This window comes from Agrococcus sp. DT81.2 (assembly GCF_049844935.1).
Taxonomy (GTDB): Bacteria; Actinomycetota; Actinomycetes; order Actinomycetales; family Microbacteriaceae; genus Agrococcus.
Map to the genome: position 1 here is coordinate 68604 of NZ_JBNCLZ010000002.1, position 25093 is coordinate 93696.

Here is a 25093-nt window from a genome sequence, read left to right on the forward strand (position 1 = left end):
GCCGCTCCGCGCCGCAGGCGCTGAGCGTGTCGAAACCGACCCCCACCTCAGCAACGCGCCCTATCCTCTGCCTGAACGACATGAGCGGGAGGCGATGCGCGGATGCGTCCGGACTACGTCCTGCCGCTGCGCTGGGATGCCGCCACCTCGCGCAGTGAGCTGCCCGAGCTGACGGCATATTTGGAGCGTCTGCGCGACTGGGCCGACGTCGTGGTGGTCGACGGCTCAGACGAGCCGATCTTCGCCGAGCACCACCGCGCCTGGTCCACCCTCGTGCGCCACATCGCCCCTGACGGCCCGCCGACGCCAAACGGCAAGGTCGCCGGGGTGCTCACCGGCATCCGGGCCACCGCACAGCCGCGCTTCGTGATCGCCGACGACGACGTGCGCTACCGCGAGGCCGAGCTCGCCGAGGTGGTGCGCCGGCTGGATGCCGCCGGCCTCATCGCGCCGCAGAACCACTTCCGGCCGCTGCCGTGGCATGCGCGGTGGGACACGGCGCGGTCGCTGCTCAACCGGGCGCTCGACCACGACTACCCGGGCACGTTAGCGGTGCGGCGTGAGTTCGCCGCCGACGGCTACCGCGGAGACGTGCTGTTCGAGAACCTCGAGCTCATGCGCACGGTCATCGCCCGCGGGGGGACGATCGAGCACGCGAAGGACGTCTTCGTGGAGCGGCGTCCACCCACCGTCCGGCACTTCTGGTCGCAACGGGTGAGGCAGGCGTACGACTCGTCGGCGCAGCCGGCTCGGCTCGCGGCCGAGCTCGCACTGCTGCCGGCGCTGCTGCTGCAGGCGCGGGCGCCGAAGGGATACCTCGCGTGGGCGGCGGCCGCCGTCGCGGTGGCCGCATGCGGTCGGCGGGTCGCCGGCGGCTCGAGCGTGTACGCCCGCACGGCGCCGCTGTGGGCACCGGCGTGGGTGCTCGAGCGGGCGATCACGGCGTGGATCGCCGTCGGGTGGCGGGCGGCCGGAGGCGTCCCGTACGCCGGAGGCCGCCTCCGCCACTCGGCGTCGTCGCTCAGCGAGCTGCGGCGAGCTCTTGCCGCCGCACGATCTCGTTGATCCAGGTCGGCGCGAACGGCGAGGTGCAGTTCGGCGGCGTCGGGTAGTCCTTCAGCACTTCGAGCCGCTCCCCGATCGCGAGCGCCCGTGCCCGGTGCTCGGGGTGCGAGATGCCGATCTGCGCGAGGCAGTGGTTCATCGACCACTGGAGCCGGTCGGGTGCGTCCACCATCTCCGCCTCGATGGTGTCGAGCAGCGCCGCCAGATCCAACCCCTCGGGCGACTTCGCCACCCGCTCGATCGTCAGCGCCCATCCCGCGCTCGCGACCACGGCATCCGCATCGTCGAACCACCGAACGCGCAGCGCCTCGGCGTGCGGACCCTTCTTCACCACGTAGCTGACGAGCCAGTCGTGCACCTTGGGCGCCCGCGACTCGCGCAGCATGGCGTCGAGCTCATCGGCGTCGAACGCCTTCGGCCGGCAGATGAGGAGCGCGAGCAGCCGCGCAGACGTCTCGCCGGTCCCCCACAGCTCGCGCGCCAGCTCCTGCTGCGTCTTCAACCGCTTGGCGATCGCGCGCAGCTTCCCGAGGTTCACGCCGTGGTCGTCGCCGTTGCGCTCGTTCACCTCGCGCATGCGCGGGTCCTCGAGCGCGGCCAGCTCGGCCAGCAGCTCCGGCACCGTCTCCGTCATCACGACCTCCGTCGACTCCCTGATGTTCACCCTACGAGGCGGCGACGCCCTCCCCGGTGGACCTGTCCAATCCGTCGAGCGCGTGGGCGATCCGGGCAGCGTCGGGAAGCGTCGCGCGCTCCGCTGCCGGAAGCGTCTCGTACGTGTACGAGGAGACTGCGAGCGGCCCGCTCGCGGCCCCGAGCGAGTACCGCACCACCGACTCGTTTTTGTCGGAGCACAACAGGATGCCAACAGTCGGTGCGTGCTGCGGCTGTCGGATGCGGTCGTCGACGACGGCGACATAGAAGCCGAGCTGGCCGGTGTACTCGGGCTTGAACTTGCCGGCCTTGAGCTCGAACACCACGTAGCGCAGCTGCTCCGTATGGAAGAAGAGCAGGTCGATGTAGAAGTCGTCTCCGTCGACCTCGAGGTGCTTCTGCCGATCGACGAACGCCCACCCCCTCCCGAGCTCTCGCAGAACGTCGACGAGCCGATCCATCATCGCCTGCTCGAGATCGCGCTCGGCGGCGTCGGCCCCGAGATCGAGGAAGTCGAAGATGTAGGGATCCTTCGAGATGGCCCCCGCAAGACGCCCCTCGCGCTCCCCGAGCCGGTCAGCAAAGCTGTTCGGGGCAGCTCCTGCGCGCTGATGCAGCCCGCCCCGGATGTTGTGCTCGAGTACGGCTCGTGACCAGCCTTCCTCCGCGGCTTGGGCCGCGTACCACTCGCGCTCGCTCGCGACGTCGAGCTTGTCGAGGAGGAGTGCGATGTGGCCCCAGGGCAATTGTGCAACAGGCTGTTGCACAATTGAGGTTCCGTCAGGCCATCCGTGCGCGAAGCCGCGCATGTACATGAGATTCCGCTTCGATAAGCCCGTCATCTCTGGAAACTCGCGCCGCAAGTCGTTGGCCAGGCGCTGGACTACGCCAGCCCCCCAGGCGGTCGACGCCTGCTGATCGAGGATGGTGCGACCGATCTGCCAGTACAGGCCGATCAGCTCTGCGTTGACCGTGCGATGGGCGCGAACGCGAGCATCGCGGACTCGACGCTTGAGCTCCGCGAGCACCTCGTCGTACTTCGGAGGCAGATCGATCGTCGTCACGCCGAGACGGTAGCCGCTGCAGGTGACAAGGGCGCGCCGTCCATGCAGCGCAATCGTCCAGCAGCCTGTTGGACGATTTGTGCCACGGCCTGTGGCACCGGTTCGACCCGCGAATGCGGCCCTACCGGTTGCGCTCCGACTGGCGGCTGCGGTCGCCGCCCCCGACCTCCTCGGGCAGCTCGTCGATCGGCACGATCACGATGTCCTGGATCTTCCAGTCCAGCTCGATGCAGGCGTCCCGGGCGTCGAGCAGCTGGTCGAGCGTCGGCATCATCCCGCGCCGCGGCACCACGAACGACTCGACGTGGAAGACGTGCCCCTGGTCGCGCACCCTCGAACCGGCCTCAGCCACCCACGTGAGGCTGCGCAGGTGATCGTCGATCTTCGCCGCATCCGGGTGCGGCTTGCCATCGTCGAACGTGGTGGCGCGCGTGTCCATCAGGTCGGTGATGGCGGCACGGATGTTCTTGATCCCGTCCCAGAGGATGCTCGCGGCGATGAAGAGTGCGGCCGCCGAGTCCATCCACCACAGGCCCAGCCCGATCCCGGCGACGCCGACGATCGAGCCGGCCGCGGTCATCCAGTCAGCCTTGTTCATGTCGGCGTCGGCGTACAGCACCTTGTCGTGCAGCTCCTTCGCGAGCTGCATCTTCACGCGGCCGAAGTAGATCGGCAGCGGGATCGTGAGCGCCATCGCGATCATCATGAGCCAGCCCAGCCACACCGTCTGGCCGAACAGCACGACCGAGCCGACGGGCGGGTGCTCCGCGGTGATGAGACCCGACACGGAGTCGTAGATGAGGAACGCGCCCATGGTGAAGAGGGCGACACCCGCGACGAGATGCGCGACGCCGACGGAGCGGTGCCAGCCGTACGGATACTTCGGCGTCGGCTTCTTGTTGACGAGCCGCACCGCGAGCAGGAACGCGAACGGGGGCGCAAGCGACAGCATGTCCTCGATCCACGCGGCCTTCATCGCCTGCGAGCTGCCCATCACGAGGTAGACCATCGTGATCGCGACCGCGAGGAACGCGAGCGTCGCCCACTCGATCCGAATGGCGCGGCGCAGTGCCTTCGCCTGCGGCTCTGGCAGCTCGGTGCGTCCGAAGCGCGGCTCCGTCTTCATGCGCCCACCTCCTCGTCGAGGAACGACTCGAGTGCCACGAGGAACGCGTTCTCGCCCATCCGCACGAGCATCACGTGCTTCTCGTTCCCGTCGGGGGTCCCAGCCTCCACATACGGCCGCGTGGCGGCGCCCATCTCGGTCCAGGGCGTGTCCTCAAGGAAGCCGCCGAGCACAAGGTCGAGCTCGCCGTGATCGAGCGCGTCGAGCAGCTCCGCCTCGCTGCCGGCGGTCCACGCGATCGTGGCGCCGTGCCTGGCCGCGAACTCCGTGATGAGCGCCGGCTCGGTGCCCGACGGCTCGTCGTTCGCGCCGAGCTCGACCCACGGGGCGTTCTCGGTCACGCCGACGCGCATGACGCCGCCCTCGACCCGCTCCAGGGTGCCCTCCGGATCAGCCGGCACCTGGATGCCGCAACCCGTCATCACCAGCGTCGCGACCGCGCCGACACCCAATGCACGAACGATTCGCATCATGCGGCCGACCATAATCACGTCACCTCGAAGAACGCGTAGAGCGGATGCGCCGGCGCACCGTCGTGAGCCGCTACTCCCCGCCCAGCTGCCCCGTCATCCGACCGTGCATCGAGGTCGACGCCGCGTTGAGCCCGACGAGCTCGACCGTCTTCCCGAGCCGGCCGTACTTCGTCTCGATCGCGTCGAGGGCGGCGACGGTGGATGCGTCCCAGATGTGCGAGCGCGACAGGTCGACGACGACGTGGTCGGGGTCGGCCGAGTACTCGAACTGCGTCGTGAGGTCGTTCGACGAAGCCCAGAACAGCTCGCCCTCGACGGTGTAGCGGGCGGACGCATCCGTCACCTCGCGTCGCACCGACGCGAAGTGCGCCACGCGGCGGGCGAACAGCACCATCGCGACCAGCACGCCGGCGATCACGCCGATCGCCAGGTTGTGCGTGGCGACGACGACCGCGACGGTGACGACCATCACGAGCGTCTCGGAGACGGGCATCCGCTTGAGCGTGGACGGACGGATGGAGTGCCAGTCGAAGGTGCCGACCGAGACCATGATCATGACGGCCACGAGCGCGGCCATCGGGATGAGCCCGACGATGTCGCCGAGCGCCACGACGAGCACCAGCAGGAAAGCGCCGGCGAGGAAGGTCGAGACGCGCGAGCGAGCGCCCGACACCTTCACGTTGATCATCGTCTGGCCGATCATGGCGCAGCCGCCCATGCCGCCGAACAGTCCGGAGAGGATGTTCGCGACGCCCTGGCCCCACGACTCGCGCGTCTTGTTCGAGCGGGTGTCGGTGACCTCGTCGACGAGCTTCGCCGTCATGAGCGACTCCATCAGGCCGACGAGCGCCATCGCGATCGCGGTCGGGCCGATGATCCCGAGCGTCTCGAGCGTGAGCGGCACGTCGGGGAAGAAGAGCGCGGGCAGGCTCGAAGGCAGCTCGCCCTGGTCGCCGACGTTCGGCACCGACCAGCCGAACAGCAGCACGGCGCCCGTGAGCAGGATGATCGCGAACAGCGGCGCCGGCACGACCTTCGTGAGCCTGGGCATGAGCACGAGGATGACCAGCCCGACGACGACGAGCGGGTAGACGAGCCACGGCACGTCCACGAGCTGCGGGATCTGCGCCATGAAGATGAGGATCGCGAGCGCGTTGACGAAGCCGACCATGACGCTGCGCGGGATGAAGCGCATGAGCTTCGCGACGCCGAGCACGCCCAGCAGCACCTGCAGCACGCCGGCGAGCAGCACGGTGGCGATGAAGTAGTCGAAGCCGTGGTCGCGCATGATCGGCGCGATGACGAGTGCGACGGCGCCGGTCGCCGCGGTGATCATCGCCGGCCGGCCGCCGAGGAACGCGATCGAGATAGCCATGACGGCCGACGAGAAGAGCCCGACCGCCGGGTCGACGCCCGCGATGATCGAGAACGAGATCGCCTCGGGGATGAGCGCGAGCGCCACCACGAGGCCGGCGAGCGCTTCCCGGGTGAGCAGCCGCGGGCTGCGCAGCACGGTGGCGACGGATGGGTCGTCGCGGTAGCGGGCGCGCTCGGGCGCGGTGGTGGTCGTCATGGGGGCTCCTCGGGGAGGCTCGCGTCGGCGAGCCGTTGCGAGGGAAGTGTGGGAGCGCGTCGTCGCGCGGCGGCGCATCCAGCCGAAAGGCGAGAAATGGATGGCATCGGCCGAGAGCTCGACCGGAGACGACTCTACCCTAACGTGACGGTAGAGTTGCAGAGGAAGATCGGATGACGGACGACATGATGCACATCGGCGAGCTCGCGGAGCGCACCGGACTCTCGCTGCGCACTCTGCGCCACTGGGACGAGGTCGGCCTCGTACACGCATCCGGCCGCACCGAGGGCGGGTTCCGGCTGTACACCGCCGACGACGAGCAGCGCGTGCGGCTGATCATGCGGATGAAGCCGCTGGGCTTCACGCTCGAGGAGATGGGAGAGCTCGCGCGGGCGCTCGACATCTCCCCCGACGCCCCACTGGACGGCATGTCACCCGAGCGCGCCGAGTATTTCCGCTCGGAGTCGCGCGAGCGCCGCGCCAAGCTCGTCCGCCAACTGGCGGACGCCGACGAGTTCCTCAAGCGGATCCAGCCGAGCCCGACCCCGCCCCCTGCGCTGGTCGAGTAGCTGCCGGCGAAGCCTGCCGCACCCCTCCCGCTGGTCGAGTAGCTCCCGGCGAAGCCTGCCGCACCCCTCCCGCTGGTCGAGTAGCTGCCGGCGGAGCCGGCCGCGTATCGAGACCCTTCAGCCGCGCGGCTCGCGCCCGTGGTCGGAGGCGAACGCTGCGAAGACCGCCTCGGTGCCGTCGCCGCTGCGAAGGAACTGCGACCGCAGCGCCACGGCGAGGTCGTCGAGCGCGACGGTCAGCTGTTGCGCGCTCAGGCGCACCTCCGGCTCGGATCGCGTCATCGCGGCGTCACGAAGTCGGAGCGCATAGGGCAGCTGCCGCGCGAGCGAGAGCTGGGCGTCCTCCTCGAAGAAGTAGAAGCCCTCGCTGTGCTGCACGAAGTCCACGCGCACGCTCGCCACCGCGGCGGCGAGTCCGTCCAGCATCAGCGAGAGCGACGACGGATCGAGCGCGGGGATCTGCTCCGCCCCCTCCGACTCCGCGAGGCCGTGGAGCCGCAGCGCGAGCGCCCGCCGTCGGGTCAGGGGCGGATAGATCTGCCCGAACCACGTCAGCGCCGCGGTGAGCAGCGCGAACCCGGTGAGCGCCTCGAGCGGCGTGGCCGCGCGCATCCACGGGTCTGTGGCTGCGACGTCGCCGTACCCGAGCGTCGTGAGCGTGACGAACGAGAAGTACAGCGCCTCGGCGAAGTCGGGGTAGTCGGCCGGTTGCACACCCGGCGAATACGTGAAGGCATCCGGCACGCCCGGCAGGTAGATGAGCGCCCAACCGACGACCTGCAACGCGACCCAGACGCCGATCACGACCACCATCCCGGCCGGCCCGACGACCGAGCCGAATCGGTGTCCGGTCGCTCGCGAGAGCCGCCAGGCGGCGGCCAGGATGACAGGGCTGATGCGGCCGCTCCCGACGGGGCGGAGCAGCGTATGGAACATGTCGCGCAGGCCGAGCAGGATGATCACGATCCCCGCGGCGATCAGCACGACATCCATCCAGTCACTCCCTCATCCGTCGCGGACGCCGCGCGTCGGCTGCGCAGCACGCGGCGATCGTAGCGATGCCACCTGCTGGTGACCGGCTCGGTCAGCCGACCTGCGCCGGCTCCGCCTCGATCACGCCCTCCGCCCGCGCCCGCCGCAGGTTCCGCCGCACGATCGGCCAGAACAGCGCCAGCGCGCCGGCGGCGATGAAGCTCGTCAGCACCTGCGCGCGGCCACCCTCCGTACCGAGCATGATCACCACGATGCCGATCGCCGCGGCGATCAGCACGATGTTCAGCACCGGGAACATCCACACCTTCAGCGTCAGCGCATCCCGCTGCTCCGGCGTCATCTTCACGCGCAGACGCCACTGCGTGACGGCGATGAAGACGAAGACGAAGAGCGCCACGAGGCCCGTCGAGTTCATGATGAACTCGTAGATGCCCGAGCTCGGCGCGATGAAGTTCACGAGCGTCGCGATCAGGCCGCCGGCGGTGGATGCGAGCACGGCGTAGATGGGCACGCCCCGCTTCGAGCGCTTCGACATGATCGCCGGTGCGAGCTTCTGCTCCGACAGGGCGGCGAACATCCGCGATGCCGAGTAGGTGCCCGAGTTCAGCACCGAGATGACCGCGGTGAAGATGACGAGCGTCATGATCGCCTCGGCGCCGGGGATGCCGAGCAGGCTGAAGACGTACGCGAACGGCGCGATCTCGTCGGGCGAGGGCAGCTCGTTCCACGGCACGACGGTGACGATGACGAGCACCGCGCCGACGTAGAAGAGCATGACGCGCCAGATGACCGTGTTGGCGGCCTGCCGCACGCCCTTGGCCGGGTCCTCCGACTCGGCCGCCGCCATCACGGCGATCTCGGCGCCGAAGTAGGCGAAGAGCACGAGCGCGATCGACGAGACGACCACGCCGAAGCCGTTGGGCATGAAGCCGCCGTGCTCCCACAGGTTGGGGATCGACATCGAGGCGCCGGGCCACAGGCCGAGCGCGAAGAGCACGCCCGCGCCGAGGAACACGACGATGGCGACGACCTTGACGCTCGCGAGCCAGAACTCCGTCTCACCGAAGGCGCGGAGCGAGATGAGGTTGGTGGTCACGAAGATCGCGAGCAGCACGAGGGAGCCGAGCCAGGCCGGCACGGCGGGGAACCACTCGGCGATCATGCCGCCGCCGACGACGGCCTCGTACGCGATGACGCCGACCCAGAAGTACCAGTAGAGCCAACCGACGATGTACGCGGCCCAGTCGCCGAGGCCGACGCGCGCGTACTCCATGAACGACCCGACGGCCGGGCGTGCGGCGGCCATCTCGCCGAGCATCCGCATGGCGAGGAAGACGATGAGCCCGCCGCCGAGGTATGAGAGCGTCGCCGCCGGGCCGGCTGCGAGGATCACGTTCGCGGAGCCGACGAAGAGGCTCGCGCCGATGATGCCGCCGAGGGCGATCATCGTGACGTGCCGCGACTTCAGCTTCTTGCCGTGCGGGTTGTCGACGACGGTCGCGGATGCGTTGGGGAGCTGGTCGGAGCTGGTGCTGAGCGCCACAAGGACACCTTCCTGATCGGGTTCACGCGCGAACCCGAGGACCGCGGCGCGCCCCCATGCTACTTATCTGACAACGTCCGCCTCGCATGGGTGACCCCCCGCGGCTGGTGCGGCTCGCGCTCTACTTCGATCCGCTGATTGAGCCGCTGCGGGCCCTGTCCCGCTGGTTGAGCCGGTCCGCGCGCGCAGCGCGCAGACCGAGTCGAAACCACTCAGCCCTTCTTGAAGTGCTTCCGGATCCGATCCGCCTGCTCCGCCGTCAGGTGCCACTCCGTACCGATCTCGTGGTCCTCGAACGGGCCGCCGCCGTCCTGCGGGTTCCGCAGGAACCCCCGCACCTGCTTGCCCTTGCGGTCGAGCCCGAGCTCGCGCGACAGCTCAACAGGGGTGATCGTCGTCTCGTCCATGCTCCGAGGCTACGCGCCCCGGCTACGCGCGCCGCTTGGTCGTCGACCGCTCGCGCGCCGCGCGCTCCTCCGCGCTCATGACGGCGCGTACCTTGACGTCAGCGCCGCTCGGGAAGTACTCCCGTCGGCGACGCTCGAGGCCCAGCATGTACCACCAGGGCGGCACCATCGCGCCCTTCGACCGGTTGTGGCTCCGGCAGAGCGCCTGGCCGTTGCTGGCGACGGTCGGGCCGCCTCGCGACCACGGCACCACGTGGTCGACCTCGGTAGCCGGATCGCCACATCGACCCCACATGAGCAGCACCGGCGCCTCGCACTGCCCGCCGGCACGCTCCAGCACCGTGCTGCGCGGCGCGAACTTGAACCCGGGCCACGGGTCGCGACGGGACGAGTTCGGCCCGCGACCGAGCATCGGGAAGCGCAGGATCACGACGAGGACGAGCGCCGGGAGCGCCCACCACAGGTGCGGCCCGAGCGCGGTAAGAACGCCGTTCATGACTGGCGACCAAAGGTCCACGGTGCCGACTCCCTCGTTGCTGTCGCTCGTCGCAACAGCATACTGAGCATCACTCAGTACACGCGAGCGGAGTTGGCGCTTCAGCCCCCGAAGAGCCGCTGCAGCCGCTGCACCCCTTCGAGCAGCGCCTCATCGCCCAGTGCATAGGAGAAGCGCAAGTAGCCGGAGGGACCGAAGGCCTCGCCGGGCACCGCAGCCACGTCGGCCTGCTCGAGCATGAGGTCGGCGAGCTCCAAGCTCGAGGCTGGGGTGACGCCGCCCCACTCCTTGCCGAGCAGCCCCGACACGTCCGCGTAGACGTAGAACGCGCCCTTCGGCGTGGGGACGCTCATGCCGGGGATGCGCGAGAGCTCCGCGACGATCGTCCGCCGGCGGCGGTCGAAGGCCGAGAGCATCTCCCCCACTGCGTCCTGCGGTCCGGTGAGCGCCTCGGCGGCGCCCAGCTGCGCCACGTTGTTGACGTTGCTGGTCAGGTGCGACTGCAAGTTCGCGGCGGCCTTGATCACATCGGCCGGGCCGACCATCCAGCCGACGCGCCAACCGGTCATCGCATAGGTCTTCGCGACGCCGTTGACGAGGATCGTGCGCTCGGCGAGCGCCGGCCACGCCTCGACGATCGACATCGCGCGCTCGCCGTCGTATGTGAGGTTCTGGTAGATCTCGTCGCTGACCACCCACAGCCCGTGCGTGTCGGCCCACTCGCCGATCTCGCGGAGACGCTCGGCCGGGTAGACGGCGCCGGTCGGGTTCGAGGGGCTCACCATCAGCAGCGCCTTGGTGCGGTCGCTGCGCGCCGCCTCGAGCTGGTCGACGGTCACGAGGTAGCCCTGGTCGGCGCCCGCGAAGACGTCGACCTGCTTCGCGCCGGTCAGCGCGATCGCCTCCGGGTAGGTCGTCCAGTAGGGCGTCGGCACGAGCACCTCGTCGCCCGGGTCGAGGATCGTCTGGAACGCCTGGTAGACCGACTGCTTGCCGCCGTTGGTGACGAGCGCCTGGCTCGCCTCCACCTGCAGCCCTGAGTCGCGGAGCGTTTTCGCGGCGATCGCCTCGCGCAGCTCCGGGAGGCCCGCCGCGGGCGTGTAGCGGTAGTTCTTCGGATCGGCGAGGGCGCGCTGGGCTGCCTCGACGATGTTGGGCGGCGTGGCGAAATTCGGCTCGCCCGCTGCATAGCTGATGACGTCGCGGCCGGCTGCCTTCAGCGCCTTGGCCTTCGTGTCGACTCTGAGGGTGGCGGACTCGTTGATGGCGGCGATGCGCGCTGCGATGCGACTCACGGTGGGGTCTTCCGGTTCGACTGGCACGGATGCAGTGAGCGGGGCCCACGCCGGTCATCACCCCCGGCGCGAGCCCCGCGGTGTCGCTCAGACGAGCGACGCGTACATGTCCGGTCTGCGATCGCGCAGGAACGGACGTGTACGACGCGTGGCGGCGATGGCGACCGGGTCGAGGTCGGCGATCGCGATGCCGGGACCGTCATCCACTTGCGCGAGGATCTCTCCACTGGGCCCGTAGACGGCGCTGGTGCCGAAGTAGTCCTTCTCCACCTCGAGACCAGAGCGGTTCGCGCACACGACGCCCATGCCGTTGGCGATGGCCAGTGCACGGAGCTCGATCTGGAAGACATCGCGCATCGGCTTGCTGGCGCAGGCGACGGGGAGCGCCAGCGCGATGCCGCCGTCGAGCGCCACCGAGCGTGCGAGCTCCGGAAAGTGCCGCTCGTAGCAGATGATGGTGCCAACCCGGCCGGCGACGGTGTCGACGGCTGCGGGCGCCTCGTCGCCCGGCCGGAAGTAGTACTTCTCCGGGAAGCCGTTCGAGAACGGCAGGTGCGACTTGCGGTAGACCTGCACCAGCTCTCCTCGCGAGTAGGTGCACGAGGTGTTGTGGTAGACCCCGGGCACCGCCGCCGCCTCGAACACCGAGGAGACGACGGTGATGCCGTGCCGCTCCGAGGCTTCGCGCGCCATCGTGTTCGAAGGCCCGTCGAGCGACTCCGCGAGCGCGAAGTACTCGGGGTCGGGGTCGGGCTGCACGAACGGCACGGCGTACAGCTCAGGCAGCACGATGAAGTCCGCGCCGTCCGCCGCCGCCTCGTCGACCAGCGTCTTGGCTGTCGCGATGGTCTCGGCGACGCCCTGGCCGACGCCGAGCTGAATGGCTGCTGCCCTCATGAGTCCCCCCTCTGCAGGCGTGCATCCGCCGCCCCAATGATCCCATCGAGCATCTCGATGCCCAGGTCGAGCTCCTCCTCGGTGATCACGAGTGGCGGCGTCAGGCGGAGCACGTTGTTGTTCGCCGACAGGTAGATGCCGCGCGCCCAGCCGTCGGCGACGATCTGCTGCATCGGCTTGTTCGCCGCGGCGGGTGGGTTGAACGGCACCAGCGGCTCCTTCGTGGCCCGGTCGCGCACGAGCTCGATCCCGTAGAAGAGCCCCTTGCCGCGAACATCGCCGATGATGCTGTATCGCTCCTGCATCCGGCGCAGCGCGCGGTCGAGCTGAGCGCCCCGCTCGCGCACGTTGTCGAGGATGTTCTCCTCCTCCATGATGCGGAGCGACGCGACGCCGGAGGCGCAGGCGAGCGGGTGACCTGCGTAGGTCTGCCCGCCCCAGAACTTGTTCGCCTCGAGCCATTCGCGCGATCGATCGCCGACGATCATTGCGCCGAGCGGCACGTAGCCCGAGTTGAGGCCCTTCGCGCTCGTGATGATGTCTGGCACCACGCCCCAGTGGTCGACGGCGAACCACTCCCCGGTGCGACCGAGCCCGGCCATCACCTCGTCGGCGATGAGCAGGATGCCGTACTTGTCAGCCACCTCGCGCAGCGACTGGAGGTAGCCGTCCGGCGGCACCAGCAACCCGTTCGTGCCGGTGATCGACTCCACGATGATCGCCGCGACGCTGGAGGGGTCCTCGTACTGCAGGATCTCCTCGAGGTGGGGCGCGCCGAGGCAGGCCGGGTCGAGCTCGGGCGGCAGGCCGGATGCCGTTCGGTACGTGTACGGGTCGTGGAAGCGCACGATGCCGGGCACGTTCTGGCCGCCGTTGTTGTGGCGTGGGTCGCCAGTGGCGGCCAGGGCGCCAAGCGTGGCGCCGTGGTACGAGCGGTAGCGGGCCATGATCTTGGACCGGCCGGTCATGTGCTGCGCGAGCCGGATCGCGTTCTCGTTCGCCTCGGCGCCGCCCGTCGTGAAGAACGAGAACGACAGGTCGCCCGGAGCGATGTCGGCGAGCATCTCGCCCAGCTCCGAGCGAGCGCGAGCGGCGAAGCCGGGCCCGATGTAGGCCATCTCCGCCACCGCCCGCTGGATCGCCTCGACCAGCTTCGGGTGCTGGTGTCCGAGGTTCAGGTTCACCAGCTGCGACTGGAAGTCGAGGATCCTGCGCCCGTCTCCGGTGTGGAACCAGGACCCCTCTCCGTGCGTGACAACGGCTTGCGCGGGCTTCCCCTGCTGCGACCAGCTGCGGATGACGTACCGGCGATCGGATTCGAGGACGCGCTCCGGCGTCCAATCGGCGGACCGAGCGATCGAGCGTGTGAGCACCTCGGTCACTTCGCGACCTCCGCCCCGAAGGCAGCCAGGCGCGCGAGCGGGCGCCCGGCGCTGGTCGCGACACAGGCGATGACGATCTCGTCGGGGCGCGGGGCATCCGGGATGGACAGCGTGATCGTCTGGTGGTGCGAGCGGGTCTTGGAGTCGGTCTTGTGCTTGACGGCAGCGTCGATCGTCGCACCAGGCAGGCCCACCTTCTCGGCGGCGGGCAGCAGCTCCGTGCCGCCGGCTGCGGTGCGGAACTCGTTGCCGAAGCGCAGGTTGTGGATGATCGCCGAACCGTGCTCGACCTCGCCACCGATGCCGACGAGCGCGACCTTGCCGAAGCCCTCGACCTCCTCACCGAGCAGCTCCACGGTGGCCGGGCCGAGCAATGCGCCGATCTCCTGGCCCATGGCGTCGGCCTTGGAGACAAGGTCCTCGACGTACTCGCCCGTGCCGTACGGGTTCTCGATGATCGCGGCGACCCATGCGACGACGTGCTTGCGCGGCACGTCGCGACCGTTCTCGCGCAGCGTCTCCTCGCGGTGTCGAACGATCTTCCTCACAACGATGCTCACGGTTGCTCCTCTTGCTCGGGCTTGCGCCGACGGCACCTTCGCCTCCGACGAGCGGTTCATTCAATAAACCGCCGGTTCACTTAACGACATCGTACGCCGTGAGGCAGGCGGAAGTCGAGCAGTAGTGGTGTCGAATTCGCGCCGATGCGTCGGCTCGTCGAAGGGGTCGACGACGGGAGCGGCCTCCTTGGAGAACCGCCCGATTCCGCCGGCGCGAAGCCGCGGCTAGAGCAGCGCGGAGAGCTGGTCGGCGGCTTGCTTCAGCGTCTCGACGACTCGCGGCCGCTGGCGCTCTTCCATACGGAACGTGGGACCGGAGACCCACGTCGAGTAGGAGACGGCGTCGTCGACCCGGACCGGCACAGCGATAGCCGTCAGCCCCAGCTCGAGCTCATCGCTCGAGACGGCGTAGCCGCGCTCCAGCACGTCGTCGAGCATGGCCTCGAATGCCGCGGCGTCCTTGATCGGCAGGGGCAGAGGCACGCCGCTGGCCGCGTCCTCTTCGAACAGTGCTCGAGCGATGGCGCGGTCACCGTGGGCCAGCATCACGCGCCCGGTCGACGAACGCACGGCACTGAGACGCCTCGGCACGGCGCGCGGCGTGTGGCCGATGCGGTGTGGCCCCGAGAACTCGCGCAGCACGAGCGCCGCCTTCTGGTCGAACTTGTCGAGCCCCGCGGCCTCCTCGACGTCTGCAGCGACACCGCGCAGCACGTCGTCCACGAGGGCCGACTTGCGCTCCGAGGTGTGCTGCGACGAGATGAGCAGGTACAGGTCGAGCGAGAGGCTGAAGTGACGGCTGAGCGGCTCGGCGGTCAGCCAGCCCTCTTCCTCGAGCGCCGTGAGGATCCGGAAGCAGGTGGCCTTCGAGAAGCCGGTGATGCGTGCGACCTCGGAGAGGCCGACGCCCTCGGGCTGGGACGCGACGGCGCGCACGATCTGCACGGTCTTCTGCACCAGACCGGCATCCTTGCGCTCGTTCACCATCGCTCCATCATGCAACAGCGCGAGCAATCGCTTCGATCGTGCCGAGCTTGTTCGCGCCCAAGGGGTTGAGCACCGTGACCCGGACTCCGGCTCGATGGTATTCCTCGAGCTTGGCGACCACGTCCGCCGTTGAACCAGCCGCGCAGACGCGGTGCACCGCCTCGTCCGAGACGAACTGCATGGCCTCGCGAATGTCTTCGGGTGTGGCTGGCCAACCGGCCACCTTCTGGATCTGCTCGACGACCTCCGGCTCCACGCCTGCGTGCTCAGCGATGTGCGGCTGCTGCATCAGGTACATGGTGAGGAAGTTCTTGCATGCGTCGATCGCGCGGCGTGGATCCTCGTCGTCGACGGCGCAGGCGATCGTCTGTGTGATGTCGACCGCGGTGATGCCGTCCTTGCGCTTGGCAAGGCCCTTGTCGAGCTGCGTGCGAGCGAACTCCACGTAGGAGACGGGCAGCAGGAAGTCGAGGTAGACGCCGTCCATGATCTCGCCCGAGAGCTCGAGCATGCGTGGGCCGACGGCGCCGGCGTAGATGGGGATGTCGACGGCGACGTTGTCGGCGTACATGCGATCGAAGCGAACGCCGTCCATTCGCACGAACTCGCCGTCGACGGTCACCTCTTCATTGCGGAAGAACCTCTGCAGCACGTCGACGTACTCACGCATCGCGCTGACTGGCTTCTTCAGCGGCGTGCCGACCTTCGATGCCAGCGGCTCCCACCAGGCGCCGATGCCGCAGATGATGCGACCGGGCGCGATCTCGTCGAGGGTCTTGAAGCTCACCGCCATGAGCGCGGCGTTGCGCGACTTGTTGTTGACGACGCCCGAGCCGATGCGCACGGTGGACGTGCGCTGCGCCAGGAGCGCCATGATCGTGAGAGCGTCGCGCGTCAGGCGACCCTCGGCCACCCAGAGGGAGTCGAACCCGTAGCGTTCCGCCAGGTCGGCCGCGGCCATGGTCTCATCGAGGGTGAAGCGCTCCCCCAGGTGAATGCCGAGCTGCGGGCTCATCGTGCCTCCGTCGTGATCGTGGATCGGTGTTGGTAGGTGCCGGTGCCGGCCAGCTCGCCGACCGGCTCTCCGTGCTCGGCGACGAGGGTGCCCCGCCGCCAGACCTCGCGTGGGACGCCCTGCACTTCGAGGCCTTCGTACACGGAGTAGTCGCTGCGGCTGTGCAGCTCACTGGCACTCAGCGTGCGCGTAGCGGCCGGGTCCCACACGACGATGTCGGCGTCCTTGCCCGGCGCGAGCGAGCCCTTGCGATCGAGCCCGAAACGACGCGCGGGTGCGGTGGACACCAGGTCGACGAAGCGCGTCAGGTCGAAGCGGCCACGCCGCACGCCGAGCTCGTGCATCACCATCAGCCGCTCCTCGACTCCCGGCACGCCGTTGGGCACGCGGGTGAAGTCGTCGTGCACGACCTTCTGCGGGGGGAGGTCGTCCGGCTGCGAGAGTGTGAAGGCGGCGTGGTCGGTGCCGATCGTCTGCAGCACGCCCAGGTCGATGCCGCGCCAGATGGCCTCCTGGTTCGCTGCCTCACGGATCGGGGGCGAGCAGACGAATCCGGCCGCGAGCGCGCCGGTCACCTCGGGCGCGTCCGCGGCGGCACCGACGTACTGCGGGCAGGTCTCCGCGGTGATGCGCTGGCCCTGGTCCCGCAGGCGGACGAGTGCGTCGACCGCCTCGGCGGCCGAGACGTGCACGACGAACAGCTCGCTGCCGGCGTGCTTCGCGAGCGCCGCGGCCCGCTGGATCGCTTCAGCTTCCGAGGCGCCCGGATGGCCGTGCACATGCTGCGTGGGGTCGACGCGACCTTCGGACACGAGGCGGGCGATCGCATCCGCGACCATGTGGCCGTTCTCGGCATGCACCATCGGCAGGGCGCCGACCTCGGCCGCAGCGCGGAACCCTGCGAGCAGCACATCGTCGCCGACCATCGAGCCCGGGTAGGCCATGAAGAACTTCCAGCTCGTCGCGCCCTCCTCGAGGGCGAGCCGCTGCAGCTGTGCGATGGAGGCCGCGTCGCTCGCCGCGGCGGTCGCCATCGGGTGCAGTCCGAAGTCGGTCGCGATGGCTTCGGATGCGCGGTCACGGCGACGCAGGAAGGCATCGCGGATGCTCGTGTCGGCCGGGGCGCGCACGAAATCGATGACCGTCGTGGTGCCGCCGCACAGCGCTGCGATCGATCCGGAGGTGAAGTCGTCAGCGGTGCGGGTGGCGCCCGAGGCCACCATGTGCTCGAAGTGCGTGTGGGTGTCGACGCCGCCGGGCAGCAGCGCACATCCCGTCGCATCGACCACAGTCGCGCCGGCCGCGTCGAGATCGAGCCCGATCCCGACGATGCGCTCGCCGTCGACGAGCACGTCGGCGCGGATCTCCTCCGTCGAGGTGACGACGCTGCCCCCGCGGAAGACGGTGCGCGTCATGCAGTCGCTCCTGCCTGCGCCGCATCGAAGTGCCCCGCAGCGGCCGCGCTGACGTACGCTTCGGGGCGCCGGTCGCCCAGCGGGCGGTTGAAGGGGTCGTTGCGCCGGGCGTCGCGGGAGCCGACCGGGTCGATGTCCGCCCAGATCAGGTCTTCGGCATCGGTGCCCGCGCGGGAGAGCGGCCACCCGAAGGGGTCGACGATGATGCTGGCGCCGATGAAGCGCTGCCCGCGCTCGACGCCCACGCGGCTCGCGGACGCGACGAAGACCTGGTTGGCCTGCGCACCAGCCATCGTGACGATGTGCGCCGCCGGGGGCAGATAGTCCGGCTGGTGAGGGTTCGGCACCCAGTCGCTGGGAGCGAGCACGAGATCGGCCCCCTGCAGCGCGAGGCTGCGGAAGCTCTCGGGGATCCAGGCGTCGTAGCAGATGAGCATGCCCACCCGGCCGAACGGCGTCTCCACGACTGGGAAGCCCTGATCCCCGGGCACGAAGGCGTCGTTCTCCGTGTTCCACAGGTGCACCTTGCGGTAGACCGACTCGACCCCGTCAGGTGAGACGAGCACGGCTGAGTTGTAGATGCGATCGTCGTCACCGAGCTCGGTGATGCCCCCGCACACCCAGAGGCCGTGCGCTTGCGCCTCCGACTGCCAAGCGCGGAGGGTCTCGCCGTCGAGGCGCTGCGCTGCCGCGCGGGACTCGTCCATGTCGGCGAACGCCCAGCCGCTCGAGGCGCACTCGGGCAGGACCACGACATCCGCGCCCGCGTCGGCGGCGGACCGGATGGCGTCGACGGTCGCGGCTGTACTGGCCGCGATGTCGCCCAGCACGGGATCGGTCTGCGCGCATGCGACGCGGATCGCGGATGTCGTGGTCGCCACGGTCAGCGGCCTCCCTCGACGAGCTCGACCTCGGCTCGCTGCCAGTCGGTGCCCGTGATGTCGTAGCCAGCTTCCTCGACCAGCGCGAGCGCGGCCTCGGTCAGATCGGTGCGGTAGCCGTCGACGGGCTCAGCGGTGAGGACCGCGCCCTCGATCGCGCCCTGCACGGTGCGATCCCAGGCTGCTTCGTCCATACGGCCGATGCCGTTCGTCGAGGGCCAGATGAGGGCATTGATCTCGTTCATCATCCAGGCCTGGTGGCTCGTGCCGAGCGCACTGCCCTGCTGGAGCACGAGCTGGACGCACGCGTCGCCGTCATCGCGGCAATCGGCCCAGCCCATGTAGCTGGCGGCGAGGAAGCGAGTCGCGATGTCGGCGTTGTCGCCCTCAGCGAGCCAGCTGTCGCGGGCGTAGATGCCGTCCTCGAGCGTGCCGAACCCTTCGTCCTGCAGGTTGATGGCCGAGAAGTCTTCGGGCTGGTAGAGCTCACCTGTCTCGGGATTCACGCTCTCGAGCAGCTGCGCGTACTCGTTGTAGGTCTTGGCCTGCACGCTGTCGGCCTCGCGGTTGAGCAGCATCGACATGTCGAACGGCTGCTGCAGCACCTGGACGTCGGTCGTCGGGTCGACGCCGCTCGCGCGCATCGCGGAGTAGAGCGCGAGCTCGTTGCCGCCGCCCCAGGAGCCCATGGTCGTGCCGGCGAGGTCGTCGAGCGAATCGATGCCCGAGTCGGCCCAAGACACCTGCAGATAGGCGCCGCGCTCGAACACCTGCCCGATGTTGACGATGTCGGCGCCTTGCTCACGGGAGACCATGCTCTTGTTGACGTGGCTGACGGCGAACTGCGCGTTGCCCGAGGCGACGACCTGCTGCGGCACGACGTTGGTGCCGCCCTCCTGGATTGTCACGTCGAGGCACAGGTCGTCGTAGTGGCCGTTGGCGTCGGCGGCGTAGTAGCCGGCGAACTGGGCCTGCGCAACCCATTGGAGCACCACCGTGACGCTGTCGACGGTCTCGCAGGCGTCGTTGGCGGTGGCGGCGGGAGCGGCGGCGGGCTGCGCCTCGCCGCCCATGCCGGAGCAGGCGGTGAGAGCCAGGCCCGCGGCGGCGAGCAGGCTCGCCGCGCGCACGGTGCGCTTTCGCTGTGTGGTCATGGTCGTTCTCCTAGTTCTGGTGAAGGGAGTGGTGCCAGGGCATTGCGATGCGTTCGAGCAGGAGCACGAGCGCGTAGACGGCGAGGCCCAGCAGGCTCGCGGCAGCCACGGCCGCCCACGTCTGCTCGAACTTCGACAGCGCGGCGGTATTGGCGATGAAGACGCCGAGCGCGTTGGCGGTGCCACCGAAGTACTCGGCGACGATGATGCCGATGACCGAGAGCGTCGCGCCGATCTTGAGGCCGTCGAAGAGGGAGGGCAGAGCCCCCGGGATCCTCACGTACAGCATGAATTGCAGGGGTGACGCGGACAGCGACTGCATGAACTCGCGGTGCAGCGGATCCACCCGCAGCAACCCGCGCGTGGTGTTCACCATGACGGGGAAGAACACCATGATCGCCGCGACCGCGATCTTCGACATGAGGTTCGAGGAGCCGAACCACTGGTTGAAGATCGGGGCGAGCGCCACCACCGGCGCGCAGCTGAGGATCGCGACCAGCACGAGGATCGTGTTGGCCGTGCGCTCCATGAGGCTCACGATGAAGGCCGCGATCACGCCCGTGATCGAGCCGAGCGCCATGCCGCCGAGCACCGCGAGTGTGGTCACCTGCGCCGCCGAGAGGATGATCTGGATGTTGGCGCCCAGCGCGGAGATGATCGCGGTCGGCGCAGGGAGCAGGAACGCCTGGATGCTCAGGCCCCTGACAAGGCCTTCCCAGAGCACCAGCGCAAGCACGCCCACGACGATCGGCGGAAGCGCCTGCTTCAGCACCGCTCGTGCGCTCGTCTGCGCAGTACCGCGCTTGGGCAGCGCGATCGCTGTCGTGGCAGTCATGCCTTGCTCCGTGTCTCGTCGAGCACGCTGTGCAGCGACTCGCGGACCTTCGCTTCGGCGGCGAAGTAGGCGTCGCTGATGCGGGTCTCGTCGTTGCGGTAGCGAGGCAGATCGATCGTGATGCGCTCAGCGACGCGGCCCGGCCGCGGAGACATCACGACCACCTCGGTGGAGAGGAAGGTCGCCTCCGAGACCGAGTGCGTGACGAACACGACCGTCGTGCCGGTCTCCTGGTAGATGCCGAGCAGCTCGCGCTGCATGTGCTCGCGGGTCATCTCATCGAGTGCGCCGAGCGGCTCATCCATCAGCAGCACCTTCGGCTGGAACGAGAGCGCTCGTGCGATCGCGACGCGCTGCTGCATGCCGCCGGAGAGCTGCCGCGGCCGGTGCTGGCCGAACTGGTCGAGCTTCACCAGCTTGAGCATCTCGCGAGCCTTCTCGCGTCGCTCCTCGCGGCCGACGCCCTGCACCTGAAGCGGCAGCTCGATGTTGCGCAGCACGGTGCGCCAGTCCATGAGTCCGGCCTGCTGAAAGACCATGCCGTAGTCGCGCGCCTTCCGCGCGGCCGCTGCGGTCTTGCCGTGCACCTCGACGTCACCCTCCGAGGGGTCGATCAGGTCGCCGATGACGCGCAGGAGCGTGCTCTTGCCGCAGCCCGAGGGGCCGAGCAACGAGACGAACGAGCCGGGCTCGATGTCGAGGTCGATGTCCTGCAGCGCGTGCACGGGGCCGCTCGAGGTCTCGAACACCTTGCTGACACCGCGGAGCGAGATCGCCGGAGTGGTGGTGGCCTGGTTGGCGGCAGTGGTGGTCATTGGGTCCTCTTCCTGAGCACGAGGGTTTCCGCGATGGCGATGAGCTGGACGAAGATGACGCCGGCGAGCGACGCCACGAGCACGGCCGCGAACAGCTTCTCGGGGCCGGTGGAGTAGAAGTAGGCGGAGCTGAGGATCGCGCGACCGATGCCGAGGCCGGTGCCGGCCGACAGCTCGCCGACGATCGCGCCGATGACGCTGGCGATCGCAGCAAGGCGCAGGCCGCTGAACAGCGAAGGGATCGCCGAGGGGATGCGCACCCACATGAGCGTCTGGAACCGCGACGCGTTGAGCGATCGCATCAGCTCGATGTGGATGGGGTCAGCCGAGTTCAGGCCTCGAAGCGTGTTGACAGTGACCGGGAAGAACGACAGGTAGGCCGAGATGATGGTGACGGCCACCCAGCTCGGCAGCCCGAGCCCGCCGACCCAGATCACGATGATGGGCGCCAGCGCCACCAGTGGGATGGTCTGCGAGACGACCAGCCACGGCATCACGCCCCGCGACACCAGCGGCAGTTCACGCAGACCGATCGCCAGCAGCACGCCGATGCCGCCACCGAGCAAGAGCCCGTAGGCCGCCTCGCGCAGGGTGACGCTGGTCTCGCCCAGCAGGTAGGAGAGCAGGGTCTCCGTCGTCGCGCTCGATGCCGGCGCGCCGAGTGCGCCGATGATCGTCCAGATGTGGGGCATCGCCGTGTCCGTCGAGGCGACCGGCAGCGGCAGGTCCGTGAAGGGGATCCGGCCCCCGGTCGCGGCACCCAGCACCTTGTAGCCTTCCCAGAGCAGGACGACCGCGACGATCAGCCCAACCGCGATCAGCCCGTACTGGAGGGCGTTGGAAGAGCGCCGCCGACGTGGCGTGGATGACCCCCTCCGCTCTGCGGCGGCAGGGCCCCGCCGGCGGGCTAGCGTCGTCGCTGACATGAGAACTCCGGTTCACTCATTGGACCATAGGTTCGGTAGATGACATGCTAAGGGTCACAGGCGCCGATGTCGATGGCATTTCGTCGGCGTTACAACAGCGACATCGAGCGAACGTCGAGGGGACTTCAGATGCGGTACGGATACAAGGCGAGCGCAGAGCAGTTCTCGCCCGCGGAGCTGCTCGAGCTCGCGGTTCTCGCCGAGACGGCGGGCTTCGACTCGGCGTTCATCTCCGATCACCTGCAGCCTTGGCGCCATGAGGGCGGCCATGCACCCAATGCCCTCACGTGGCTCGGCATGGCGGCGGAGCGCACCGAGCGCATCGTCCTCGGCACGAGCGTGCTCACCCCGACCCTCCGCTATCACCCGGCTGTCATCGCGCAGGCGTTCGGGACGCTGGGACAGGTGCACCCTGGGCGCTTCATCCTGGGCGTCGGCACCGGCGAGGCACTCAACGAGCAGGCGATCGGCGTCCCCTACCCCGACCTCAAGGAGCGGTTCGCCAGGCTCCGCGAGGCGGTGCGCCTCATGCGGGCGCTGTGGGACGACGAGCGGGTCGACTTCGAGGGCGACTTCTACAACCTGCAGGGAGCGACGATCTACGACCGACCCGAGCAGCGCATCCCGATCTACGTTGCCGGCGGCGGGCCGGCCACGACGAAGTACGCGGGGCGCGTCGCCGATGGTCACATCTGCACCTCGGGCAAGGGCGACGCGTACTACCAGGAGACGATCGTGCCGAACCTCGAGGAGGGCATCGCGCTCGGCAAGCGGGAGGACGCCGGCGTCGACCGCATGATCGAGATCAAGGTCTCGTACGACCGCGACCCCGAGCTCGCCCGCGAGAACATGCGCTTCTGGGCCGCGCTGTCGCTCACGCCCGAGCAGAAGCAGAACATCCACGACCCGGCCGAGATGCAGCGACTGGCCGATGAGCTGCCCATCGAGCAGGTTGCGAAGCGCTGGATCGTCTCGTCGGATGCCGACGAGACCGCCGCAGCGATCACGCACTACATCGACCTCGGCTTCCGCCACCTGGTCTTCCACGGCCCCGGCGGAGACCAGCGACGCTTCCTGTCCCAGTTCTCGGAGGATGTGCTGCCGCTGCTGCCGGCGCGAACCGCGTAGGTGCGGCAGTCGCCGTGCTCGAAGACGCGCGCGGCGGGGTCAGGGATCTCCCGCCCATACGCTGGGCCCATGGCGACGATGGTGCCCCCGACGATCCGGCCCCGCACCCCGCCGGGCGAGGTGAAGGTATTCGAGGCGCTCCGCGACCACCCGGGGACCGCCGGCTGGCTCGTCTGGCACGGCCTGCCCGTCCGCCACCACGAGACGCAGGTCGAGGGCGAAGCCGACTTCGTGGTCATGGTGCCGGGCGAGGGGATGCTCGTGGTCGAGGTGAAGTCGCACGACCGACTCGAGGTCGACGACCGCGGCTGGAGCCTGGGCGGCGGCGAGCCGACGGCCCGCTCGCCCTACGACCAGGTGTGGGACAACAGCCGCAGCATCCGCACGTGGATCGAACGGCGTGCGTACGTGCCCGGCTACCCGATCTGGCAGGCGGCGTGGTTCCCCAACATGGGCGGCGAGCTGACGAAGCGGCTCGAACAGCGCATCGACGTGCCGGCCGACGCGACGCTCACGCGCGCAGACCTCGACCCGAGCCGGCTGGTCACGAGCATCGTCCGGATCCTGCGGCACGGCGCCCGCGAGCTCGAGCGCCGGGTGCCGCCCTTCGACACCGGCCGGCCGGACGAGCAGGACATCGCCGACGCCCGCGCTGCGCTCGTGCCCGCGGTGCGCTGGGACCTCGAGCTCGCCGACCGTCGCGAGGCCCGCCGGCGGAACCTGCAGGAGGCGACCGAGCGTCAGGAGGAGGCGCTGCGCTACTTCGCGAGCAACGAGCGCCTCATCGTCACCGGGCCGGCTGGCACCGGCAAGACGAACATCGCCGTGCGCGCGGCGCAGCTGCAGGGGAACCGCGACGAGCGCGTGCTGCTCACCTGCTTCAACAAGCTGCTCGAGGCCGACCTGCACCACCGCCTGCGCAACCGCGGGGACATCACGGTCGCGCGCGTGCACCAGCTGATGCTGGCCTACTCGGGCCTCACTCCCCCGCCGCACGCCGATGACGCGTGGTGGAACGGCGCCCTCCCCGCAGCCACGCTCGCGGTGACGCGCGCGCCCGACTTCGAGCCGCCCTTCACCTGCCTGGTCGCCGACGAGGCGCAGGACCTCGCGCGCGACTCGACGCTCGACGTGCTCGACAGCCTGCTCGTCGGCGGGCTCGCCGGTTCGCGCGTCGTGCTCGCCGGCGACTACACGCGCCAGGACATCTACCGCCCCCGTTCCCGCCCGCTGCTCCAGCAGGCCCGGGACGCCGACCGTCTCGAGACCATTACGCGCCGCCTCCCCGGCGTCGCCACGATGACCCTCACCAACAACGTCCGCCAACCCCCCGAGCTCGCCGCGTTCATCGAGGCGATCCTCGGCCGCGACGTCTACACGGGATTCGACCGCGAGGGCGACGACGACGAGCCGAGCGCCGAGCTCCACCTCTACCGCTCGCCCGACCAGCAGGGCGAGCAGCTGCAGAGTGTGCTCGCGAGCCTCTGGGACGACGGCTGGGAGCCGGAGGAGATCGTCATCCTCTCCCCCAAGCGCGACTCCGCGGCGGCGCACGCGAGGGGCCTGGTGGTGGATGCGCTCGCAACCGGCGGCATGACCGGTTCCGGCGTGCGCTGGGGCACCATCCACGCGTTCAAGGGCCTCGAGTCCCCGGTCGTGATCGTCACGGATGTCGACGAGACCGGCCAGCACTGGGAGGACCTGCTCTACGTCGGCATGACGCGCGCGACCGATCGGCTCGTGGTGCTCACCTGCGTGGAGGAGCTGGCCGCGCGGGTGCTGCCTGCCCATCTTGATCTCTGACGGGACTCTCACGGCGCAGCGGGTTCGCGCGTTTTCG

The 25093-nt window shown here is 69.4% G+C and carries 25 protein-coding genes; 4 read left to right on the plus strand and 21 right to left on the minus strand.

Features of this window, described 5'->3' with window-relative positions; genetic code table 11:
• The first annotated feature begins 102 nt into the window (after positions 1–102).
• On the plus strand, positions 103–1065 hold the full coding sequence (locus ACLQ21_RS03595; RefSeq protein ID WP_425661558.1) for a glycosyltransferase: 963 nt from the start codon (positions 103–105) through the stop codon (positions 1063–1065).
• Here ACLQ21_RS03595 and ACLQ21_RS03600 read toward each other — a convergent pair.
• The 5 genes from ACLQ21_RS03600 to ACLQ21_RS03620 all read right to left on the minus strand — a co-directional run bounded on the left by ACLQ21_RS03600 (position 1022) and on the right by ACLQ21_RS03620 (position 5955).
• Positions 1022–1699: a DNA alkylation repair protein gene (locus ACLQ21_RS03600; RefSeq protein ID WP_425661560.1), complete on the minus strand. Its 678-nt coding sequence runs from the start codon at positions 1697–1699 to the stop codon at positions 1022–1024. The two genes, ACLQ21_RS03595 and ACLQ21_RS03600, sit on opposite strands and share 44 nt — an antisense overlap.
• A 31-nt stretch (positions 1700–1730) precedes the next feature.
• Positions 1731–2783: a PDDEXK nuclease domain-containing protein gene (locus tag ACLQ21_RS03605; RefSeq protein WP_425661562.1), complete on the minus strand. Its 1053-nt coding sequence runs from the start codon at positions 2781–2783 to the stop codon at positions 1731–1733.
• A 121-nt stretch (positions 2784–2904) separates the two neighbouring features.
• On the minus strand, positions 2905–3909 hold the full coding sequence (locus ACLQ21_RS03610) for a cation diffusion facilitator family transporter (protein WP_425661564.1): 1005 nt from the start codon (positions 3907–3909) through the stop codon (positions 2905–2907).
• Complete coding sequence (locus ACLQ21_RS03615) at positions 3906–4382, minus strand: transporter substrate-binding domain-containing protein (protein WP_425661566.1); 477 nt, start codon at positions 4380–4382, stop codon at positions 3906–3908. Before ACLQ21_RS03615 ends, ACLQ21_RS03610 begins: the two co-directional genes overlap by 4 nt.
• 70 nt (positions 4383–4452) lie before the next feature.
• Complete coding sequence (locus ACLQ21_RS03620) at positions 4453–5955, minus strand: SulP family inorganic anion transporter (protein WP_425661568.1); 1503 nt, start codon at positions 5953–5955, stop codon at positions 4453–4455.
• A 173-nt stretch (positions 5956–6128) separates the two neighbouring features.
• On the opposite strand from ACLQ21_RS03620, the gene ACLQ21_RS03625 reads away from it, so the two are divergent.
• Positions 6129–6524, plus strand: a complete 396-nt coding sequence (locus ACLQ21_RS03625) for a MerR family DNA-binding transcriptional regulator (protein ID WP_425661570.1) — start codon at positions 6129–6131, stop codon at positions 6522–6524.
• A gap of 117 nt (positions 6525–6641) precedes the next feature.
• Here ACLQ21_RS03625 and ACLQ21_RS03630 read toward each other — a convergent pair whose 3' ends face one another.
• The 16 genes from ACLQ21_RS03630 to ACLQ21_RS03705 form a co-directional block, all read right to left on the minus strand.
• Positions 6642–7517, minus strand: coding sequence for a potassium channel family protein (locus tag ACLQ21_RS03630; RefSeq protein ID WP_425661572.1), 876 nt, complete (start codon positions 7515–7517; stop codon positions 6642–6644).
• Between the two features lie 91 nt (positions 7518–7608).
• Complete coding sequence (locus ACLQ21_RS03635; protein ID WP_425661574.1) at positions 7609–9060, minus strand: amino acid permease; 1452 nt, start codon at positions 9058–9060, stop codon at positions 7609–7611.
• A 212-nt stretch (positions 9061–9272) separates the two neighbouring features.
• Positions 9273–9467, minus strand: a complete 195-nt coding sequence (locus ACLQ21_RS03640) for a hypothetical protein (RefSeq protein ID WP_425661576.1) — start codon at positions 9465–9467, stop codon at positions 9273–9275.
• Positions 9468–9489: 22 nt separating this feature from the next.
• Positions 9490–9984, minus strand: a complete 495-nt coding sequence (locus ACLQ21_RS03645) for an HNH endonuclease (RefSeq protein ID WP_425661578.1) — start codon at positions 9982–9984, stop codon at positions 9490–9492.
• An 80-nt stretch (positions 9985–10064) separates the two neighbouring features.
• A complete protein-coding gene (locus tag ACLQ21_RS03650) occupies positions 10065–11258 on the minus strand; it encodes a pyridoxal phosphate-dependent aminotransferase (RefSeq protein WP_425661580.1) in 1194 nt (397 codons plus the stop codon).
• Positions 11259–11345: 87 nt separating this feature from the next.
• The gene (locus tag ACLQ21_RS03655; RefSeq protein ID WP_425661582.1) at positions 11346–12155 is read right to left on the minus strand and encodes a carbon-nitrogen hydrolase family protein; all 810 of its coding nucleotides are present in this window, start codon (positions 12153–12155) and stop codon (positions 11346–11348) included.
• The gene (locus ACLQ21_RS03660; protein WP_425661584.1) at positions 12152–13537 is read right to left on the minus strand and encodes an aminotransferase class III-fold pyridoxal phosphate-dependent enzyme; all 1386 of its coding nucleotides are present in this window, start codon (positions 13535–13537) and stop codon (positions 12152–12154) included. The genes ACLQ21_RS03655 and ACLQ21_RS03660 overlap by 4 nt, the downstream gene beginning before the upstream one ends.
• Entirely contained in the window at positions 13534–14097 is a 564-nt protein-coding gene (locus tag ACLQ21_RS03665) for an amino acid synthesis family protein (protein WP_425661586.1), read from the minus strand. Before ACLQ21_RS03665 ends, ACLQ21_RS03660 begins: the two co-directional genes overlap by 4 nt.
• Positions 14098–14322: 225 nt before the next feature.
• Positions 14323–15084, minus strand: a complete 762-nt coding sequence (locus ACLQ21_RS03670; protein ID WP_425661588.1) for an IclR family transcriptional regulator — start codon at positions 15082–15084, stop codon at positions 14323–14325.
• Positions 15085–15091: 7 nt separating this feature from the next.
• Positions 15092–16099, minus strand: a complete 1008-nt coding sequence (locus tag ACLQ21_RS03675) for an LLM class flavin-dependent oxidoreductase (protein WP_425661590.1) — start codon at positions 16097–16099, stop codon at positions 15092–15094.
• Positions 16096–17514: a dihydropyrimidinase gene (gene hydA, locus ACLQ21_RS03680; RefSeq protein ID WP_425661592.1), complete on the minus strand. Its 1419-nt coding sequence runs from the start codon at positions 17512–17514 to the stop codon at positions 16096–16098. Before hydA ends, ACLQ21_RS03675 begins: the two co-directional genes overlap by 4 nt.
• On the minus strand, positions 17511–18395 hold the full coding sequence (locus ACLQ21_RS03685) for a nitrilase-related carbon-nitrogen hydrolase (protein ID WP_425661593.1): 885 nt from the start codon (positions 18393–18395) through the stop codon (positions 17511–17513). The genes hydA and ACLQ21_RS03685 overlap by 4 nt, the downstream gene beginning before the upstream one ends.
• Positions 18396–18397: 2 nt before the next feature.
• Complete coding sequence (locus ACLQ21_RS03690) at positions 18398–19549, minus strand: ABC transporter substrate-binding protein (protein WP_425661595.1); 1152 nt, start codon at positions 19547–19549, stop codon at positions 18398–18400.
• Positions 19550–19559: 10 nt separating this feature from the next.
• Positions 19560–20384 carry an ABC transporter permease gene (locus ACLQ21_RS03695; protein WP_425661597.1) on the minus strand — a complete coding sequence of 275 codons (825 nt, stop codon included), beginning with the start codon at positions 20382–20384 and terminating at the stop codon, positions 19560–19562.
• Positions 20381–21199, minus strand: coding sequence for an ABC transporter ATP-binding protein (locus ACLQ21_RS03700; RefSeq protein ID WP_425661599.1), 819 nt, complete (start codon positions 21197–21199; stop codon positions 20381–20383). The genes ACLQ21_RS03695 and ACLQ21_RS03700 overlap by 4 nt, the downstream gene beginning before the upstream one ends.
• Positions 21196–21966, minus strand: coding sequence for an ABC transporter permease (locus tag ACLQ21_RS03705; RefSeq protein WP_425661601.1), 771 nt, complete (start codon positions 21964–21966; stop codon positions 21196–21198). Before ACLQ21_RS03705 ends, ACLQ21_RS03700 begins: the two co-directional genes overlap by 4 nt.
• Positions 21967–22254: 288 nt before the next feature.
• Between ACLQ21_RS03705 and fgd the strand changes: the two genes are divergently transcribed.
• Both fgd and ACLQ21_RS03715 read left to right on the plus strand, forming a co-directional pair.
• The gene (gene fgd, locus ACLQ21_RS03710) at positions 22255–23253 is read left to right on the plus strand and encodes a glucose-6-phosphate dehydrogenase (coenzyme-F420) (protein WP_425661603.1); all 999 of its coding nucleotides are present in this window, start codon (positions 22255–22257) and stop codon (positions 23251–23253) included.
• A gap of 69 nt (positions 23254–23322) precedes the next feature.
• Positions 23323–25056 carry an NERD domain-containing protein gene (locus ACLQ21_RS03715; protein WP_425661605.1) on the plus strand — a complete coding sequence of 578 codons (1734 nt, stop codon included), beginning with the start codon at positions 23323–23325 and terminating at the stop codon, positions 25054–25056.
• Positions 25057–25093: the final 37 nt, after the last annotated feature.

Bases quoted from the DNA above. Each gene is read 5' to 3' on its own strand.
- ACLQ21_RS03625 (WP_425661570.1), top strand. From the start codon at position 6,129: ATGACGGACGACATGATGCACATCGGCGAGCTCGCGGAGCGCACCGGA.
- fgd (WP_425661603.1), top strand. From the start codon at position 22,255: ATGCGGTACGGATACAAGGCGAGCGCAGAGCAGTTCTCGCCCGCGGAG.
- ACLQ21_RS03630 (WP_425661572.1), bottom strand. From the start codon at position 7,517: ATGGATGTCGTGCTGATCGCCGCGGGGATCGTGATCATCCTGCTCGGC.
- ACLQ21_RS03690 (WP_425661595.1), bottom strand. From the start codon at position 19,549: ATGACCACACAGCGAAAGCGCACCGTGCGCGCGGCGAGCCTGCTCGCC.
- hydA (WP_425661592.1), bottom strand. From the start codon at position 17,514: ATGACGCGCACCGTCTTCCGCGGGGGCAGCGTCGTCACCTCGACGGAG.
- ACLQ21_RS03700 (WP_425661599.1), bottom strand. From the start codon at position 21,199: ATGACCACCACTGCCGCCAACCAGGCCACCACCACTCCGGCGATCTCG.
- ACLQ21_RS03670 (WP_425661588.1), bottom strand. From the start codon at position 15,084: ATGGTGAACGAGCGCAAGGATGCCGGTCTGGTGCAGAAGACCGTGCAG.
- ACLQ21_RS03655 (WP_425661582.1), bottom strand. From the start codon at position 12,155: ATGAGGGCAGCAGCCATTCAGCTCGGCGTCGGCCAGGGCGTCGCCGAG.
- ACLQ21_RS03600 (WP_425661560.1), bottom strand. From the start codon at position 1,699: ATGACGGAGACGGTGCCGGAGCTGCTGGCCGAGCTGGCCGCGCTCGAG.
- ACLQ21_RS03640 (WP_425661576.1), bottom strand. From the start codon at position 9,467: ATGGACGAGACGACGATCACCCCTGTTGAGCTGTCGCGCGAGCTCGGG.
- ACLQ21_RS03595 (WP_425661558.1), top strand. From the start codon at position 103: ATGCGTCCGGACTACGTCCTGCCGCTGCGCTGGGATGCCGCCACCTCG.
- ACLQ21_RS03610 (WP_425661564.1), bottom strand. From the start codon at position 3,909: ATGAAGACGGAGCCGCGCTTCGGACGCACCGAGCTGCCAGAGCCGCAG.
- ACLQ21_RS03620 (WP_425661568.1), bottom strand. From the start codon at position 5,955: ATGACGACCACCACCGCGCCCGAGCGCGCCCGCTACCGCGACGACCCA.
- ACLQ21_RS03675 (WP_425661590.1), bottom strand. From the start codon at position 16,099: ATGAGCCCGCAGCTCGGCATTCACCTGGGGGAGCGCTTCACCCTCGAT.
- ACLQ21_RS03715 (WP_425661605.1), top strand. From the start codon at position 23,323: ATGGCGACGATGGTGCCCCCGACGATCCGGCCCCGCACCCCGCCGGGC.
- ACLQ21_RS03615 (WP_425661566.1), bottom strand. From the start codon at position 4,382: ATGATGCGAATCGTTCGTGCATTGGGTGTCGGCGCGGTCGCGACGCTG.
- ACLQ21_RS03695 (WP_425661597.1), bottom strand. From the start codon at position 20,384: ATGACTGCCACGACAGCGATCGCGCTGCCCAAGCGCGGTACTGCGCAG.